Origin of the sequence: Streptomyces sp. NPDC021224 (assembly GCF_044332905.1) — a bacterium.
Classification (GTDB): domain Bacteria; phylum Actinomycetota; class Actinomycetes; order Streptomycetales; family Streptomycetaceae; genus Actinacidiphila.
The window spans coordinates 919,451-935,115 of sequence record NZ_JBIRPW010000001.1 but is presented as its reverse complement, the minus strand read 5'-3'; the positions used below and the strand labels follow the sequence as shown (position 1 = coordinate 935,115).

15 protein-coding genes are annotated in these 15,665 nt (G+C 73.1%); 9 read left to right on the top strand and 6 right to left on the bottom strand.

Annotated elements, in window-relative coordinates:
- The first annotated feature begins 64 nt into the window (after positions 1-64).
- Entirely contained in the window at positions 65-535 is a 471-nt protein-coding gene (locus ACH4PY_RS04175; protein WP_398175662.1) for a hemerythrin domain-containing protein, read from the top strand.
- Between the two features lie 40 nt (positions 536-575).
- Here ACH4PY_RS04175 and ACH4PY_RS04170 read toward each other — a convergent pair whose 3' ends face one another.
- Positions 576-926 carry a hypothetical protein gene (locus ACH4PY_RS04170; RefSeq protein ID WP_398175660.1) on the bottom strand — a complete coding sequence of 117 codons (351 nt, stop codon included), beginning with the start codon at positions 924-926 and terminating at the stop codon, positions 576-578.
- A 136-nt stretch (positions 927-1,062) separates the two neighbouring features.
- The gene (locus ACH4PY_RS04165) at positions 1,063-1,929 is read right to left on the bottom strand and encodes a haloalkane dehalogenase (protein WP_398175658.1); all 867 of its coding nucleotides are present in this window, start codon (positions 1,927-1,929) and stop codon (positions 1,063-1,065) included.
- Between the two features lie 107 nt (positions 1,930-2,036).
- Here ACH4PY_RS04165 and ACH4PY_RS04160 point away from each other — a divergent pair, with 107 nt between their 5' ends.
- Positions 2,037-2,501, top strand: coding sequence for a MarR family winged helix-turn-helix transcriptional regulator (locus ACH4PY_RS04160; protein WP_398175656.1), 465 nt, complete (start codon positions 2,037-2,039; stop codon positions 2,499-2,501).
- Positions 2,502-2,568: 67 nt separating this feature from the next.
- Here the strand turns inward: ACH4PY_RS04160 and ACH4PY_RS04155 are convergent, their stop codons facing one another.
- Entirely contained in the window at positions 2,569-2,793 is a 225-nt protein-coding gene (locus tag ACH4PY_RS04155) for a DUF397 domain-containing protein (protein ID WP_398175654.1), read from the bottom strand.
- Positions 2,794-2,797: 4 nt separating this feature from the next.
- The gene (locus ACH4PY_RS04150) at positions 2,798-3,661 is read right to left on the bottom strand and encodes a helix-turn-helix domain-containing protein (RefSeq protein ID WP_398175652.1); all 864 of its coding nucleotides are present in this window, start codon (positions 3,659-3,661) and stop codon (positions 2,798-2,800) included.
- Positions 3,662-3,916: 255 nt separating this feature from the next.
- On the opposite strand from ACH4PY_RS04150, the gene ACH4PY_RS04145 reads away from it, so the two are divergent.
- From ACH4PY_RS04145 to ACH4PY_RS04135, 3 genes are all read left to right on the top strand, one after another.
- On the top strand, positions 3,917-4,747 hold the full coding sequence (locus ACH4PY_RS04145) for an ATP-binding protein (RefSeq protein ID WP_398175650.1): 831 nt from the start codon (positions 3,917-3,919) through the stop codon (positions 4,745-4,747).
- 104 nt (positions 4,748-4,851) lie between these two features.
- Positions 4,852-5,598 carry a hypothetical protein gene (locus ACH4PY_RS04140; RefSeq protein WP_398175648.1) on the top strand — a complete coding sequence of 249 codons (747 nt, stop codon included), beginning with the start codon at positions 4,852-4,854 and terminating at the stop codon, positions 5,596-5,598.
- Between the two features lie 214 nt (positions 5,599-5,812).
- Positions 5,813-9,427, top strand: a complete 3,615-nt coding sequence (locus tag ACH4PY_RS04135) for a choice-of-anchor D domain-containing protein (RefSeq protein ID WP_398175646.1) — start codon at positions 5,813-5,815, stop codon at positions 9,425-9,427.
- Positions 9,428-9,523: 96 nt separating this feature from the next.
- Here the strand turns inward: ACH4PY_RS04135 and ACH4PY_RS04130 are convergent, their stop codons facing one another.
- Positions 9,524-10,201, bottom strand: a complete 678-nt coding sequence (locus tag ACH4PY_RS04130; RefSeq protein WP_398175644.1) for a TetR/AcrR family transcriptional regulator — start codon at positions 10,199-10,201, stop codon at positions 9,524-9,526.
- Between the two features lie 126 nt (positions 10,202-10,327).
- On the opposite strand from ACH4PY_RS04130, the gene ACH4PY_RS04125 reads away from it, so the two are divergent.
- From ACH4PY_RS04125 to ACH4PY_RS04110, 4 genes are all read left to right on the top strand, one after another.
- Positions 10,328-11,851, top strand: coding sequence for an MFS transporter (locus ACH4PY_RS04125; protein ID WP_398175642.1), 1,524 nt, complete (start codon positions 10,328-10,330; stop codon positions 11,849-11,851).
- A gap of 117 nt (positions 11,852-11,968) precedes the next feature.
- The gene (locus ACH4PY_RS04120; RefSeq protein ID WP_398175640.1) at positions 11,969-12,601 is read left to right on the top strand and encodes a GNAT family N-acetyltransferase; all 633 of its coding nucleotides are present in this window, start codon (positions 11,969-11,971) and stop codon (positions 12,599-12,601) included.
- A 154-nt stretch (positions 12,602-12,755) separates the two neighbouring features.
- Positions 12,756-13,400: a TetR/AcrR family transcriptional regulator gene (locus ACH4PY_RS04115; protein WP_398175638.1), complete on the top strand. Its 645-nt coding sequence runs from the start codon at positions 12,756-12,758 to the stop codon at positions 13,398-13,400.
- A gap of 173 nt (positions 13,401-13,573) precedes the next feature.
- The gene (locus ACH4PY_RS04110; protein WP_398175636.1) at positions 13,574-15,097 is read left to right on the top strand and encodes an MFS transporter; all 1,524 of its coding nucleotides are present in this window, start codon (positions 13,574-13,576) and stop codon (positions 15,095-15,097) included.
- Positions 15,098-15,154: 57 nt separating this feature from the next.
- Here the strand turns inward: ACH4PY_RS04110 and ACH4PY_RS04105 are convergent, their stop codons facing one another.
- The gene (locus ACH4PY_RS04105) at positions 15,155-15,610 is read right to left on the bottom strand and encodes a DoxX family protein (protein ID WP_398175634.1); all 456 of its coding nucleotides are present in this window, start codon (positions 15,608-15,610) and stop codon (positions 15,155-15,157) included.
- Positions 15,611-15,665: the final 55 nt, after the last annotated feature.

The following is a 15,665-nucleotide window of genomic DNA, read 5'->3' as shown; positions in this document are numbered from 1 at the left end:
CCAGGCATGGAGGCGCCGGACCGAAGGAGCCCGACGGTGCTCTCGTCGCACCCTTCGCTCGCGCGTGACTGAGCGCGAGACGACCAGGCTCGTCGCCTGGAGCCGCGAACTGCGCGGTGTGCACAGCCGGTTGCGGGAGGCGCTGGCGGTGACCCGTGCGTCGCTCGCCGACGGCACTCCCGGCGAGGCGGCCACCCGGGAACTGCTGCTGTACTGCCATGGATTCTGCGCCGCCCTCGACGGCCACCACCGGGGCGAGGACCGCACGCTCTTCCCGGCCGTGGCGGCGGCGCATCCCGAACTCCGCCCGGTGCTGCGCGCGTTGGAACAGGACCACACGGTGATCGCCCAACTGCTCGGCAGCCTCCGTGCCGCCGCGAACCGTTCTGCCCCACCGGCTGAGCTGTCCCGCCACCTCGACGGCGTCGCCGCGATCATGGAGAGCCACTTCCGTTACGAGGAGCGGCAGTTGCTCACGGTGCTGGAGGCACTCGACCTGACGGCCGACCCCGCCGAGGTGCTGGGTCCCCTGTGACGGGGCCGCGGGGCCGACGCCCCGCGGCGCAGCGCCGGTTTCAGCTGAAGACGACCGAGCGGAGCTTGAGCCGGTCGCTCGCGCGGCCGCCCGGGCGCAGGCTGTAGTAGTCGCCGTCGCAGTCCGGGCCGGTGAACATCGTGACGGTGCTGCCGGTGAAGTTCTGCGGGGCGAAGGCCGGTTCGGTGGTGTGGGGATCGGCCACCTCGGGCAGCGTGAGGCAGACGCGGCTGTCGGGGTCGAGCAGCACGCCCGCGGCACGGTTGCCGAAGTCGTCGTACGTGTAGCGGAATTCGCCCTGGGCGGCGTGCGCCGCGGACGTCGGCAGCGCGACGGCCAGGGCGAGGGAGGCGGCAGCGGCGGCGACCGCCTGGCGCATACGAATCGACATGCGACACCTTCTGTGGTGGAACGGTGGATATCAGCGCACACACCATAGAAGCCGCACCCGTTGGCGAAACGTTCCCTTCGGGCGCCGCGCCGCGGACGCGTACCGGGATCCGGCCCGTCCGCCGCACGCGCGGCCCTCAGCCCAGACCCTCCTTCGCCGCCCACGCCGTGACCGCCGACGCGATCTCCGCCGGGCGGTCCTCCGCCGCGTGATGGCCCGCCTCGCCGCACGGGACCGTGGTCAGGGCGGCGATGTTGGCCGCGCACCAGGCCGCCGTCCGCTCGGTGACCGCGAGAGTCGGGGAGCCGGTGAAGGTCAGCAGCAGCTTGGGGACGTCGTGGGAGGAGGCGAGCCAGGGGCCGTACGCGGCGATGCGGGCGACGGTGTCCGCGGGCTCGCCGTCGATGGGCATCTGCCGGGCCCAGGCCAGCAGGGGGCGCCGGTCGGCCTCGCTCGGGTAGGGGGCGAGGAAGAGGTCGAGCTCGGGCTCGGTGAGGGGGGTCAGGACGCCGCGGGTGAGCGCGGTGCGGACGAGCTGGTTGTCGCCCGCGACCATGGCCTCGCCGACGCCCGGGGTGCGCAGCGTGCGGGTGCGCTCGACGGCCTGCGGGGTGAGGTCCGCGCTCGTGAGGGGGCGCGGGAAGGTCTCGAAGAAGGCGATACCCGCGACGCGTTCGGGGTGCCGGGCGGCCCAGTCGAAGGCGAGGACGCCGCCCCAGTCGTGGCCGACCAGTACGACCTTCTCCAGGCCGAGCGCGTCGAACCAGGCGTCGAGGTAGCGGGCGTGGTCGGCGAGGGAGTACGGGATGTCGGGCTTGCCGGAGCCGCCCATGCCGATGAGGTCGGGGGTGAGGACGCGGTGCCCGGCGAGGCCGGGGACGACCTTGCGCCAGGAGTGCGCGTTGCCGGGGTTGCCGTGCAGCAGTACGTAGGGGGTGCCGGGCGCGGTGGGGTCGGACTCCGCGTAGTGCAGGGTCGAGTCGAGGACGGTGACGGTGGGCATGTGGCGCCTTCCCGGGGTCGGAGCGAACCGTTGGTGCGACGAACGTTTATGACACGAACGAACGTACATCGTTAGTCCGCCTAACGCAACGGCGTACACTTCCTCCCATGACCGAGGCCACCCCTGACGACCGCCGCACCCCCACCCGGCTGCGGGCGCTGCCCAGCCGGCTGCTCGGCCTCGCCGGGATGTGGAGCGACCGGCGGGTCGCCGACGGGCTCGCGGCGATCGGCGCGCACAAGTGGCACTACGCGGTGCTCGCCGCCCTCCACGAGTACGGCCCCGCGAGCCAGGCGCAGCTCAGCGACCGCTCGGGCATCCACCGCTCCGACATGGTCGCCGCGATCAACGAACTCGCCGCCGAGGAGTACGTGGCCCGCGCCCCCGACCCGTCCGACCGGCGCCGCAACGTCATCACGATCACCCCGCGCGGCCGCCGCCGCCTCGCCCGCATCGACACCCTGCTGACCGACCTCCAGGACGACGTCCTCGCCCCCCTGACCCCCGCCGAACGCACCGAACTGACCCGCCTGCTCGCCCTCCTGGTCGCCCACCACGACGACGCGATGTGAACCCGCGAACGCGTCGGGCCGGCCACCCCACTGGGGCAGCCGGCCCGTAGTACGCGCACCTACTCCGTCAGGCGGGGAGGTCGAACTCGCCTTTCCTGGCGCCGTCGAGGAACGCGGTCCACACGCTCGCGCGGACGACGAAGGGAGGATTGTCGAGGTCTTCGCTGTCGCGGACAGCAACGAGCCCGCCGGGGAGGAACGCCGCCTCCAGGCAGTCGCCGTTGCCGCCGGAAGCAGATGCCTTGAACCACTGCGCGTGCGTGAGGTCCGTTGTCGGGCGCGGGCTGGTCATCTCATTACTCCTTTGCGACGCTCTTGAGCAGCGCCGTTGATTCATCAGGCGCGAGGGCCATGGCCCCCAGCAACTGGAACATCCCAGTGAAGCGGCGCACCTCCGGCTTCTTCTCCAGATGGAGGTTTCCGGCAAGCGACTCCACGTAGACGATCGGACCGTCGCCGTCATTCTCGAACTCCATGATCGAGAAGGAGCCGCCGAGGCCCGGATGCGCGCCCCTGTCGCGGGGAACCACCAGGATGTTGATGTTCGGCAGTTCGGCCAGCTCGATCAGGTGGTTGAGCTGGTCTTTCATGATCGGCCCGCTGCCGATGGGGCGGCGGACAGCCCCTTCGTCCAGAATGCACCACAGTTCGAGCGGGCTGCCGTCCCGGAAGAGGACGTCCTGACGCTTGGCGCGCACCTCCACCAGAGCCTCGATGTCGCCCGGCCGATGACTGGCCCAGCCGTGCAGGATGGCGCGGGCGTAGTCCGCGGTCTGGAGCAGGCCGTGCACCAGCAGTGGTTCCCATGCCCGCTTGACCAGGGCGTCCGTCTCCAGGCCGACAAAAACCTCGTAGCCGGGCGGCAGGACGTCGTCGTACGCCTCCCACCAGCCGATCTTCTGGCTGTTGCTCAGCATGTCGAGCAGCAGCTCCACCTTGCGCTCGTCGCCCAGGCCGTACAGCTCGCACATCGCGCGCACCTCGTCCGGCTTGGCGGCCGCTCCGCGATGACCCGACTCGATACGGCTGACGCGGGTCGCCGAGCAACCGAGGTGGGCCGCGACCTGCTCGCCCTTCAGCCCGGCGGTGACCCGGAGTCTGCGGAGTTCGGCGCCGAGGTTCCGGCGGTTCACCGTGGGACCGCCACGCGCCTGGGTCATGCGGCGCCTCCCCCTTTTCGGTCGCGTGCCTGCCGCACCCAAGTCTGCCGCACCGTCCGCATCTGCCGCACTCACCGGGTTCTCCGTCCATAGGTCGTCCCGCGTGCGCCGCAAAAACATATTTATCGCGACGCACTTGCGCTGGGAATGCGCGACGACCCACTCTAGGCGCATCCGATACGTGGTGTAACCGCCCGGTCGCCGCCTGGTGATCATCGGGCCGTTGCGCGCCGATCCGCGAAGGAGGCCGGGCCCATGCATCCGCCCGCCGCGCACCCGTTCCACAGCACGCCCACCAAAGGCGACACCCCCGCGTCCACCAGTGCCGAGTTCGACCGGCACCCCTCCGCCCCGGGCAGGGCGCGACGGTACGTGAACGAGACGCTCGCCGCCCTGCCCGTACCGGCCGCGGTCGCCGAGCGGGCGGAGCTGGTCACCAGCGAGCTCGTGACCAACGCCTACCGGCACGGAACGACCGGGCCCGTACGGCTGTGCGTCAACCTGTGCGGGGACGTCCTCACCCTCACGGTGGCGGACCGGACCCCGTACGCGCCGCTCCCCGCCGCGGAACTTCCCGGCGGATGCGAGGAGTCCGGGCGCGGGCTCGGGCTCGTCGAGCTGCTGTCAGTCCGGTGGGGACACGGCCCGGTCCAGGGCGAGGCCGCAAACGGCACCGAGGTGTGGGCAGAGCTCATGGCCGCAGATGTGCGCCCCGGGTCCGGAAGCCGCCTGCCGGTGTGCGGGGAGCGGGCGCGGCTCCCCCGGCATCTCGTCCCGCGCGCGGTATTTCTCGCCACCGCGAACGCCGTCGCGGAGGCGGGCATCGAGACGGACCTGCGCTGCTCCCTCCAAGCGCACACCGGCGACGAGCACCACGCGTTCGTGATGCACATCGACGGCGTCGACACCGGTTCGGTCTGGACGAGTTGGTTCCGCAACGGCATCCCGGCGGCGGTCGAGGTCCGGGCCGACTGCGAGGTGGTCAGTGGGTGCGCGCGCGGCAGCGAGCCCTGCTGCGAGTTCGACGGGCATCCCGGCGCGCACAGTTTCGACGTCGATGACCTGTGGGGGCCCTGGGCGCCGTGAGTGGGTGGGCCGCGCGGAGGACGACGCGATGTGACCTGGGCGGAAGCGGAATCGCGGCGTACGGTCGTGGCGAGGACTCCGCAGGGGGTGGGGAGGGAGCGGGCGTGATATCGGAACCGGAGCTGACGGGCGGGGTGGAGGGCGAGCCGGCCGAGGTCATCGGGGGTGGGGAGGACGCGCCGCGGTCGGGGGCGGCGGGGCGGCGGGTGTGGGTGTGGGGGGTGTGCGGGGCGCTGGTGGCGTCCGCGCTGTGGGGGGTGGGGATACGGGTGTGGCAGGCGCGGCACGACGGGCGGCCGGATCTGCACGGTTACGCGCTCGGGGAGAGCCCCTGCACGGGCGGGACGATGCAGCCGCTGCTCACGGCGCTGGGGGCGACGGAGAGCGCGGTCGTCACGCCCACGGACGCGCATCTGGGCAAGGCGGTGGACACCGCGCGCTGCACGATGGAGCTGTACGCGCCGGACGGCTCCGGGGGTGTGGATCTCTTCCAGCTCGCGGTCACCGTCGATCTGCACAAGCGCACCGATCCGCGCGGGGAGTTCGAGGATCTGGCGGGCGTCGACCCGCAGACGCTCGCGCCCGGAAGGGACGTGCACCGGGTGCCCGGACTCGGCGACGAGGCGGTGGCGCAGGCGCTGGACGCCAGCGAGGAGATACAGGTCCTGCACGGCGGCGCGGTGTTCACCCTGACGCTCACCGGGTACGCGGGCGGGGCGGTCTCGGAGGACACGCGCGGCGCGCTGCACGGCGGGCCGCGGACGGCCGCCTCGGACGTCGGGCAGTTCGAGCCCGCGCTCGTCGGAGCGATGCGCAACGTCATGAAAGGCCAGCAGAAGTCCGCTCATTGACCCGTAGCGGCGGAATCCTCCCTTCCGGAGCCCCGCCGTGGGGCCGTCCCGCCCTCGTCCGAGTCAGCGCAGAATCTTGCGCAAGAAAGTTACTTTCTATCAATGCTGAGCACGGATATTGCGGCGCGGTATCCGCGACATTACGGTGCCCCTTGCGTCGACGCTCCATCCCCCACCGGTGCAGATCGGGATCTGTGCCCGAAAGGAGCACCTGATGTTCCGCATGTCCCCCCTCCCCCCACGTCGCAGAAGGCAGGGCCCGCCGGGCGGCGGCAGTGCGGGCGGCCCGCGGCTGCGCCGGGCGGTCGCGGTCGCCGGCAGCACCGCACTGCTGACCAGCGGCGGGCTGCTCGCCCTCGGCAGCGCGTCCGCCTACGCCGCCGGCGCCACCGGCGGCAGCGGTGCGAGCCTGCCCTACGTCGAGGTCCAGGCGGAGAGTTCCGCCACCAACGGCACGGTGATCGGACCCAGTTGGGCCGCGGGCCAGCTCGCGGACGAGGCCTCGTACCGCAAGGCCGTGACGCTCTCGGGCAGCGGCAAGTACGTCACCTTCACCACGCCGGTCGCGACCAACTCGATCGACTTCCGCTACAGCATCCCGGACACCTCGGGCGGCTCCGTCTACACCGCGCCGCTCTCCTTCGCGATCAACGGTGCCGCGCAGCCGGACTTCACGCTCACCAACGCCTACAGCTGGTACTACGGCAGCTACCCGTTCACCAACTCGCCGGGCAGCAACCCGCACCACTTCTACGACGAGGTCCACCGGCTGCTGCCGCAGACGTACCAGGCGGGTACCACCTTCACCCTCCAGGTGCCCTCCGGCGGCACCGCGACGACGATCGACTTCGCGGACTTCGAGCAGGTCGGCGCCGCGCTCGCGCAGCCGTCCGGCTCGGTGTCGGTGACGAGCAAGGGCGCGGACGCGACGGGCGCCGCGGACTCCACCGCGGCCTTCAACGCGGCCATCGCGGCGGCCGGTTCGGGCGGCACGGTGTGGATCCCGCCGGGCACCTTCAAGATCCCCGGGCACATCATCGTCAACAACGTGACGGTGGCCGGCGCGGGCATGTGGTATTCGACGGTGACGGGCGCCGCGCCCGGCTTCTACGGCGGCTACCAGCCCAACCCGAGCGCCAACGTCCACCTCAAGGACTTCGCGATCTTCGGCGACGTCCAGGAGCGCAACGACGGCGACCAGGTCAACGGCATCGGCGGCGCGCTCAGCAACTCCACCGTCGACCGGGTGTGGATCGACCACATGAAGGTCGGCGCCTGGATGGACGGGCCGATGGACAAGCTGACCTTCAGCGCCATGCGGATCCGGGACACCACCGCGGACGGCGTCAACTTCCACGGCGGCGTGACCAATTCGACGGTCACCAACAGCGACATCCGCAACACCGGTGACGACGGCATCGCCACCTGGGCGGACTCCGCGCTCGGCGCCGACGCCAACGACACGATCTCCAACAACACCGTCTCGACGCAGATCCTCGCCAACGGCATCGCGATCTACGGCGGTCACGACAACACGGTGAGCGGCAACCTGGTGCAGGACACCGGTCTGGCGCAGGGCGGCGGCATCCACGTCGGCCAGCGCTTCACCTCCACACCGGTCGGCACCACCAACATCACCAACAACACGATCGTGCGGGCCGGCAGCCTCGACCCGAACTGGCAGTTCGGCGTCGGCGCGCTGTGGTTCGACGGCTCGCAGGGCGCCATCACCGGGCCGATCAACGTCAGCAACGCGCTGATCCAGCAGAGCCCGTACGAGGCCGTGCAGTGGGTCGAGGGCACCGTCTCCGGGGTGAACCTCAGCAACGTCACCATCGCCGGCACCGGCACCTTCGCGCTCCAGGAGCAGACCGGCGGCGCCGCGAAGTTCACCAACGTCACCGCGACCGGCGTGGGCGCGTCCAGCCCCGTCTACTCGTGCGAGGGCGGCAACTTCGCCGTCACCGACGGCGGCGGCAACTCCGGCATCTCCGGCACCCCCTTCTGCGGCGGCTTCCCCGCGCCGAACTTCCCGCCCTACCCGGTGACCGGTGTGACGGCGTCCCCGGGCGCCCTCAACTTCGGCTCGGTGGCGACGGGTTCGACCTCGGCCGCGCAGACCGTGACCGTCTCCAACCCGACCGGCTCGGCGGCCTCCGTCAGCGCGCTGTCCGCCTCCGGCGACTTCGCGCAGACCAACACGTGCGGCAGCTCCGTCCCGGCGAACGGCTCGTGCACCGTCAGCGTCACCTTCAAGCCGACGGCGACGGGGACGCGCAGCGGCACCCTCACGGTGACCGCGGGCGGCAACACCAGCACGGTGGCGCTGTCGGGCACCGGCACCGCGCCCGGCCCGGTGCTGAACACCAACCCGGCGAGCCTGTCCTTCCCGGCCACGGTCGTCGGCTCCACCGCGGCCTCCCAGACGGTGACGGTCACCAACTCCGGCACCACCGCGGCGACCGTCTCCTCGGTCGCGGCGACCGGTGACTTCACCCAGACCAACACCTGCTCCTCGCTCGCGGTGGGCGCGTCCTGCACCGTGACGGTCGCCTTCAAGCCCACCACGGGCGGCACCCGCAACGGCACGCTCACGCTCACCGGCAACGCCAACAACAGCCCCACCACGGTGGCGCTGAGCGGCGCGGGCATCGACAGCAGCACCGACATCGCGGCCGGCCGCCCGGCCACCGCCAGCTCCGTCAACGGCACCTTCGCGGCGGGCAACGTCACCGACGCGGACGCCTCCACCTACTGGGAGAGCGCCAACGGCGCCTTCCCGCAGTGGGTGCAGGTCGACCTCGGCCAGGCCACGAGCATCGGCAAGGTCACGCTGAAGCTGCCGCCGTCCACCGCGTGGGCGACCCGCAGCGAGACGCTGTCCGTGCAGGGCTCCACCGACGGTTCGAGCTTCAGCACGCTGTCGGCCTCCGCGGCGCGCACGTTCGACCCGAGCGCGAACAACAACACGGTGGACATCACCTTCCCGGCGGCCACCGCGCGCTACGTCCGGATCAACGTCACGGCCAACTCCGGCTGGAACGCCGCCCAGTTGTCGGCGCTCCAGGTCTTCCCGAGCGGCGGCGGCACCAGCCCGACGTCGGCGTCGCTCGCGGCCAACCCGTCCTCCCTCACCTTCGCCACGCAAGCTCCCGGCACCACCAGTGCCGCGCAGAACGTGACGCTGACCAACACCGGTTCCGCGGCGGCCGCCATCTCCTCGGTCGCGGTCTCCGGCGACTTCTCGCAGACCAACACCTGCGGCTCGTCGCTCGCGGCGAACGCCAGCTGCACGGTCGCGGTGAAGTTCGCCCCGACCGCGTCCGGCGCCCGCTCCGGCACCCTCACCGTCACCAGCAGCGCAACCAACAGCCCCACCACCGTGGCCCTTTCCGGCACCGGTACGGGCTCGGCCAACACCAACCTGGCGATCGGCCGACCCACCAGCGAGTCCAGCCACACCGACGTCTACCCGTCGTCCAACCTGACCGACGGCAACCAGGCCAGCTACTGGGAGAGCGCCAACAACGCCTTCCCGCAGTGGGCGCAGGTCGATCTCGGCTCGGCGGCGAGCGTCAGCAAGGTCGTGCTCCAGCTTCCCGCCGGGTGGGGCGCGCGCAACGAGACGCTGTCCGTGACCGGCAGCACCGACGGTTCCAGCTTCAGCACGCTCAAGGCGTCCGCGTCCTACGCGTTCACCCCGGGCGCCAACAACACCGTCACGATCACCTTCCCGGCCGCGACCGCGCGCTACGTGCGGGTCACGGTCACCGCCAACGACGGCTGGCCCGCGGCCCAGCTGTCCGAGCTGCAGGTCTGGAACGCCTGACCGTCCAGCCTGCATGACGCACGGTGCCGCCGGGTGCATGGGACCCGGCGGCACCGTGCGTTCTCCCCTCTTTTCGCGTCTTCCGCGTGGCGCGCCTCAGCCGCGGCGGTGGGCGCGCACGACGAGATCCGCGGTCCGCGCGGCGATGCGCCCGTACTCCTCCTCCGGCAGCGGCAGGGTGCCGTGCAGCGTGGCGACCCGGCCCTCGGTGGCCAGCAGCAGCACGAACTGCTGTGCGGCGACGGCCGGTTCGGGCACGTCGAGATCGCCGTCGCGGTCCCGGTCGGCGAGGTACGCGGTGAGGTCGTCGACCGTGCGGCGGGGGGCGTTGGCCCGCCACAGCTCCTGGAGCCGCGGGTGCCGGGCGAGTTCGGCGATCGTCATACGGTGCAGGGCCGCCGCCTCGGGCGCGAGCACCGCCCGCAGGACGCGCACGCCCGCCGCCGTGAGGTCCGCGTGCGGGTCGCCCGTCGCGGGCAGCGGGCTGCGCCAGGCGTCCGGGGTGTCGCCGAGCAGGCCGCCCGCCGCCTCGGCCGCGGCGAGGAAGAGCGCCTCCTTGTCGCCGAAGTGCCCGTAGACGGTCTGCTTGCCGACCCCCGCGGTCGCCGCGATCACGTCGACGCTCGCCCCGGCGTAGCCCTCGCGCAGGAAGACGGTGAGCGCGGCCCTCAGGATCGCCGCGCGCTTCGCCTCGCTGCGGCGCCGCGGCCGCGCGCCGCTGGGAACCAGGGAGGCGGGTTCGGGTGCGGACGCTTCGGACGCGGGTGTGGGCATGGTCCGTATCGTACCCCCCTTGCGAGACGGAACTGTTCCGTCTAGTTTAACGGAGCGCCGCGCCGAGACGAGACCGTTCAGTCTCGTCGACTCGGTCCCGTGCGCACCCAGGAGGAGGGGGTTCCTTTGCCACGTCAGGCCGCATCCGGGTCCGGGCCCGAGGCCGTATCCGGCTCCGAAGCCGTACCCGCGTCCGCGTCCGATCCGCCCGGCGGACGGGCGTCCCCGCAGGTCACGGCCCGGCGCGGGCGGACCGCCGCCGTCGCCGTCGTCATGCTCGCCGTCGCCATGGACCTGGTGGACACCTCCGCAGTGAACGTCGCGCTGCCCTCCCTCCAGTCCGGCTTCGGGCTCGGCAGCGCCGGGGTGCAGTGGGTCGTCACCGGCTACACGCTGCCGCTCGCCGTGCTGCTCGTCGCGGGCGGACGGCTCGGCGACCTCCTGGGCTACCGGCGGGCCTTCCTCGCCGGCACCGCCCTCTTCCTCGCCGCCTCGCTGGCCTGCGCGTTCGCCCCCGGCGCCGGGGTGCTCATCGGCGCCCGGACGGCCCAGGGCGCGGCCGCGGCGCTGATGGTGCCGCAGGCCACCTCGCTGCTCCAGCTCCTGTACGCACCCGGTGAACGGGCCCGCGTGATGGGCCTGTTCGGAGCCCTCGCCGGTCTCGCGGCCGCGTTCGGCCCGCTCGTCGGCGGCGCGCTGCTGCGGCTCGACCTGCCCGGCGCGGACTGGCGGCCCGTCTTCCTGCTCAACGTCCCCGTCTCGCTCGCCGCCCTCGCCGCGGGCGCCGCCCTGCTCCCGCGCGGCGGCGCCCCGGCCCCCGTACGGCACGACGTGCGCGGCACCGCGCTCGCCGTCACCGGGACCGGACTGCTCGTCCTGCCCCTGGTCCAGGGACCGGAGCTGGGCTGGCCGCTGTGGTGCCGGCTGTCGCTCGCCGCCTCCCTACCCGTCCTGGCGCTGCTCGTCGCCGACCAGCGCGGGCGCGGGCGGCGCGCACCCGGCACGACGCTCATGGACCCCGCGCTCTTCCGGCACCGCTCCTTCCGCTCCGGGCTGCTGCTGAGCCTGCTCGTGGAGGCCGTGATGGGCGGGCTGATGATGTGCGTGACGCTCACCCTCCAGGACGGCCTCGGCCTGCGCCCCCTCGAAGCCGCCCTCACCACGCTGCCGCTGGTCGCAGGCATGGTGGTGGGCGTCGCGGCGCTGGCCGAGCCGCTCGTCCCGCGCCTCGGCCGGCACGTCGTGACGGCGGGCTGCGTGCCGCTCGCCGCCGGGACGGCCGGGCTGGCGTGGGTGCTGCACCACTACGCCGGGGGCACGCACGCCTGGCAGCTCGCACCGCCGCTGCTGGCCACGGGCGTGGGCCTCGGCACGATCATGGGCCCGCTCTTCGCCATCACCCTCCAGCACGTCGCCCCCGCGCAGGCGGGCTCGGCGTCGGGGGTGCTGGAGTCCGTCGAGCAGCTGGGCGGTGTGCTCGGCGTCGTCTCGGTCGGCTCCGTCTTCCTGCACCGCGCGGCCGCCCACGGCTACGTCCCCGCCTTCACCTGGGCGGCCGCGACCGCCCTCGCCGTCCTCGTCCTCGCGGCCGCGGCGATCCCCGCGCTGCCGCGCCGCTTCCGCAGCGAGGAGGAACTGGGCCTGGAGTAGGCCCGGCCCCGGAGCGGGGGGGTGAGCAGCCGTGGGCCGGGCCGGTCAGGAGGGGGCGGCCCGGCCCGCGGCACACACCCCGCACCCGCCTCCCCCGGTTCGTTACGCTCCTCCCCCATGGGACGGACGCTGCGCGACATCCTGGACGACGCGGCCCGCGGGACGTTCCCGGCGGCCGACGGCGGGACGACGGTCGTACCGCAGCACGCCGAGCGCGACGCCGGGGTCATCGCCTTCACCGCGCACGCGGTCGTCTTCACCGACGAGGATCCCGCGTGGGTGCGGGCGCGGCTCGCCGCCACCGCGTGCGACCCGCTGGCCGCCGCGCTGCACCCGCGCTTCCTGACCGCGCTGCTCGACCGCACCGGCCGCCGTACCGACACGATCGACCTGCTCACCGTCGCGTCCCCGCTGCCCGGCCCGCCGCCGGTCCGGCTCACCGAGATCGACGACCCGGCGCACCCGCGGGTGGCCCGCGCGCTGGAGCACCGCGACGGCGTACGCGTCTGGGCGGCGGACGGCGGCGTGCTCGTCCTCGGCCGCGGGGTGGCCGGGCGCTGGGAGGCCGCGGTCGAGGTGGACCCGGACGCGCGCGGGCGCGGGCTGGGCGCCGCCCTCGCGACCGCCGCCCGCCATCTGACCCCCGCCCCCGTGTGGGCCCAGCAGGCGCCCGGCAACGCCCGCGCCGTCCGCAGCTTCCGCGCCGCGGGCTTCCACCCGGTCGGGGCGGAGTCCCTGCACGTCCGCTGAGGCAGGCAGGCAGGCCGCGATGCGGTGGCGTGACGCAGGTCACTTTCACGGTGGGAAATATCCGGGGACTGCCTCCCCGTTACATGCACGTGAATGAAAATCCGGGGAGCACTTCCCCGGTTCGCCGAGACGGACGTGGAAGGAGGTGACCGGCGTGACCACCGTGGCAGAACCGAACGGGGACACCGCGGGTCGTCCCGCCCGCACCGAGGAGGCCGCCGGGGGGAGCAAGCCGCACCGGCCGCGGGCCGACGCGGTACGCAACCGGGAGCGGATCGTCGCCGCCGCGCGGGACGCGTTCGTCGAGTACGGGCCCGAGGCGCCGCTCGACGAGATCGCCCGGCGCGCGGGGATCGGCAACGCGACCCTCTACCGGCACTTCGCCGACCGCCACGCGCTCGCGCACGCCGTGCTGCTGAGCGTCGTGACCCGCACCGCGGACAGCGCGGCGGCGGAGACGGCCTCCGCGGCCGGCGGCGAGGCCGCGTACGCGGCCCTCGGCCGCTTCGCGCACGCCGCCGTCGACGAGAACGTCGGCGCGCTGTGCGGGCTGCTGGTCGGCCGCGCCGACGCCCCCTCCCCCGAACTGACCGCCCAGAAGGCGCGGTTGGAGTCGGCCCTCGACGAACTCATGGCACGGGCCAGGAGCGGCGGCGCGCTGCGCGCCGACGTCACCCGTACCGACCTGATGGTCGTCCTGTCCCGCCTCACCCGCCCCCTGCCCGGAATCGACTGCCCGGGCGACGACGTCCACCGCCACCTCCAGCTCTTCCTGGACGGCCTCACGAACCAGCAGTGACCCGCACCACCCCCAGCGGGCGCGACGGAGCGCCCGGCCACCGGCCGACCCCCTGACGCGACGCCCGACGCCGAGCGCCCAGCCCTTCCTTGCCTTTTTCACCCGCGGCCCACCGCCCGAGCGGCGCGGACACCGCGGGCACACACCGCACGCGTACCGAAGTGGATACCCTCATGCCCGAAACAGCCGTCCAGGCCGATCCGCGGCGCTGGAAAGCGCTCGTCTTCATCTCCCTCGCCCAGCTGATGGTCGTGCTCGACTCGACCATCGTGAACATCGCCCTGCCGAGCGCCCAGCACGACCTCGGCATATCCGACGCGAACAAGCAGTGGGTCATCACCGCGTACGCGCTCGCCTTCGGCGGGCTGCTGCTCTTCGGCGGCCGCATCGCCGACCTGTGGGGACGCAAGCGCGCCTTCGTCACCGGCCTGACCGGCTTCGCGCTGGCCTCCGCGATCGGCGGCGCCGCGACCAACGAGGCGATGCTGCTCACCTCGCGCGCCGCGCAGGGCGTCTTCGGCGCGCTGCTCGCGCCCGCCGCGCTGTCGCTGCTCGCGACGACCTTCACCGACGTCAAGGAGCGCGCCAAGGCCTTCGGCATCTTCGGCGCCATCGCGGGCGGCGGCGGCGCTGTCGGCCTGCTGCTCGGCGGTGTGCTGACCGAATACCTCGACTGGCGCTGGACCTTCTTCGTCAACGTCCCCTTCGCGGTGATCGCCGCGCTCGGCGCCTACTTCGTGATCCGTGAGCCGGCCGGCGGCCGCAACCGCTCGCCGCTCGACCTGCCCGGCGTGCTGCTGTCCACCCTCGGCCTGGTCTCCCTGGTCTACGGCTTCACCCGCGCGGAGAGCGCGGGCTGGGCGGCGGCCTCCACGATCGCGCTGCTGGTCGGCGCGGTGGTGCTGCTCGGGTCCTTCGTCGCCGTCGAGTCCCGGGTGCGCTTCCCGCTGCTGCCGCTGCGCGTCGTCGGCAACCGCAACCGCGGCGGCGTCTACGCCTCGCTCGCGCTGGCCATCATCGGGATGTTCGGCGTCTTCCTCTTCCTCACCTACTACCTCCAGGTCGTCCAGGGCTACTCGGCCGTCCGTACCGGCTTCGCCTTCCTGCCGATGGTCACCGCCTTCGTGATCGGCTCCACCCAGATCGGCGCCCGGCTCGTCAACCGGCTCCCCGCCCGCGCCCTGATGGCCCCCGGTTTCGCCACCGCCGCGGTCGCGATGCTGTTCCTGACCCGGCTCGGCGTCGGCTCCTCCTACCCGGGCGTGATCCTGCCGGGCCTGGTGCTGCTCGGCCTGGGCATGGGTACGGCCTTCATGCCGGCGATGTCGCTGGCCACCTCGGGCGTCGAGCCGCGTGACGCGGGTGTGGCGTCGGCGATGGTCAACACCTCGCAGCAGGTCGGCGGCGCGATCGGCACCGCGCTGCTGAACACGATCGCCGCCTCCGCGACCACCACCTACCTCGCCGCCCACCACGCGGCGACCCCGGCGGCCGCGAAGCTCACGCAGTCCCACGCCCTGGTCCACGGCTACACCCACGCCATCTGGTGGGCCTTCGCGATCGAGGCCACCGCGGCCCTGATCGCCCTGACCGTGGTCCGGGCCCCCCGCCCGTCCGCCGTCCGCATCGCCTCCAGCGCGGACACCCCGTCCGACGACAGCGCGAAGGCCGACCAGCTCCCGATGGTCGTCCACTGACCCCAGCCATGGAACCGCCCCCGCAGCGCCTTGCTGCGGGGGCGGTTCCGTTTCGGGTCAGGCGGCCTCCGGGGCTCGGTCGGGGTCGGGGGCGGGGGAGCGGTGGGGCAGGCGGGCGCGGGCGAGTTGCCAGGCGCCGGGGCCCGCCACCGCGATGAGCAGCAGGCTCCAGCAGAACATCGCGGCCGCCTCGCCGCCGTTCTCGATCGGCCACAGGGCGCGCTTCTGGTGCACGGTGAAGTACGCGTAGGCCATCGCGCCGGAGCCGAGGACGGCCGCGGCGCGGGTCGTCCGGTCACCGGAACCCGCGCAGACGAGGATGCCGGTGACCAGCTGGATGAGGCCGGCCCACCAGGACGGCCAGGCGCCCGCGTTCGGCTGCCCGCCCTCCGGGCCGCCGAACATGCCGAGCACGGTGGACGCGCCGTGGCAGGCGAAGAGCAGCCCGACGACGATGCGGTAGAGGGATAAGACATAGGGGCGTGCGGTGTCGATCCGCTTGTCGAGATCCAAGGTGTGCTCCTTAGGTGTGGGGGGAGCAAGCGGTGCCGGTACGGCGCTGGGCGCC

Coding starts and splice junctions, on each gene's coding strand:
- ACH4PY_RS04130 (WP_398175644.1), bottom strand. CDS start 10,201: ATGCCCACACCCGCGTCCGAAGCGTCCGCACCCGAACCCGCCTCCCTG.
- ACH4PY_RS04170 (WP_398175660.1), bottom strand. CDS start 926: ATGTCGATTCGTATGCGCCAGGCGGTCGCCGCCGCTGCCGCCTCCCTC.
- ACH4PY_RS04150 (WP_398175652.1), bottom strand. CDS start 3,661: ATGACCCAGGCGCGTGGCGGTCCCACGGTGAACCGCCGGAACCTCGGC.
- ACH4PY_RS04110 (WP_398175636.1), top strand. CDS start 13,574: ATGCCCGAAACAGCCGTCCAGGCCGATCCGCGGCGCTGGAAAGCGCTC.
- ACH4PY_RS04120 (WP_398175640.1), top strand. CDS start 11,969: ATGGGACGGACGCTGCGCGACATCCTGGACGACGCGGCCCGCGGGACG.
- ACH4PY_RS04145 (WP_398175650.1), top strand. CDS start 3,917: ATGCATCCGCCCGCCGCGCACCCGTTCCACAGCACGCCCACCAAAGGC.
- ACH4PY_RS04160 (WP_398175656.1), top strand. CDS start 2,037: ATGACCGAGGCCACCCCTGACGACCGCCGCACCCCCACCCGGCTGCGG.
- ACH4PY_RS04155 (WP_398175654.1), bottom strand. CDS start 2,793: ATGACCAGCCCGCGCCCGACAACGGACCTCACGCACGCGCAGTGGTTC.
- ACH4PY_RS04135 (WP_398175646.1), top strand. CDS start 5,813: ATGTTCCGCATGTCCCCCCTCCCCCCACGTCGCAGAAGGCAGGGCCCG.
- ACH4PY_RS04165 (WP_398175658.1), bottom strand. CDS start 1,929: ATGCCCACCGTCACCGTCCTCGACTCGACCCTGCACTACGCGGAGTCC.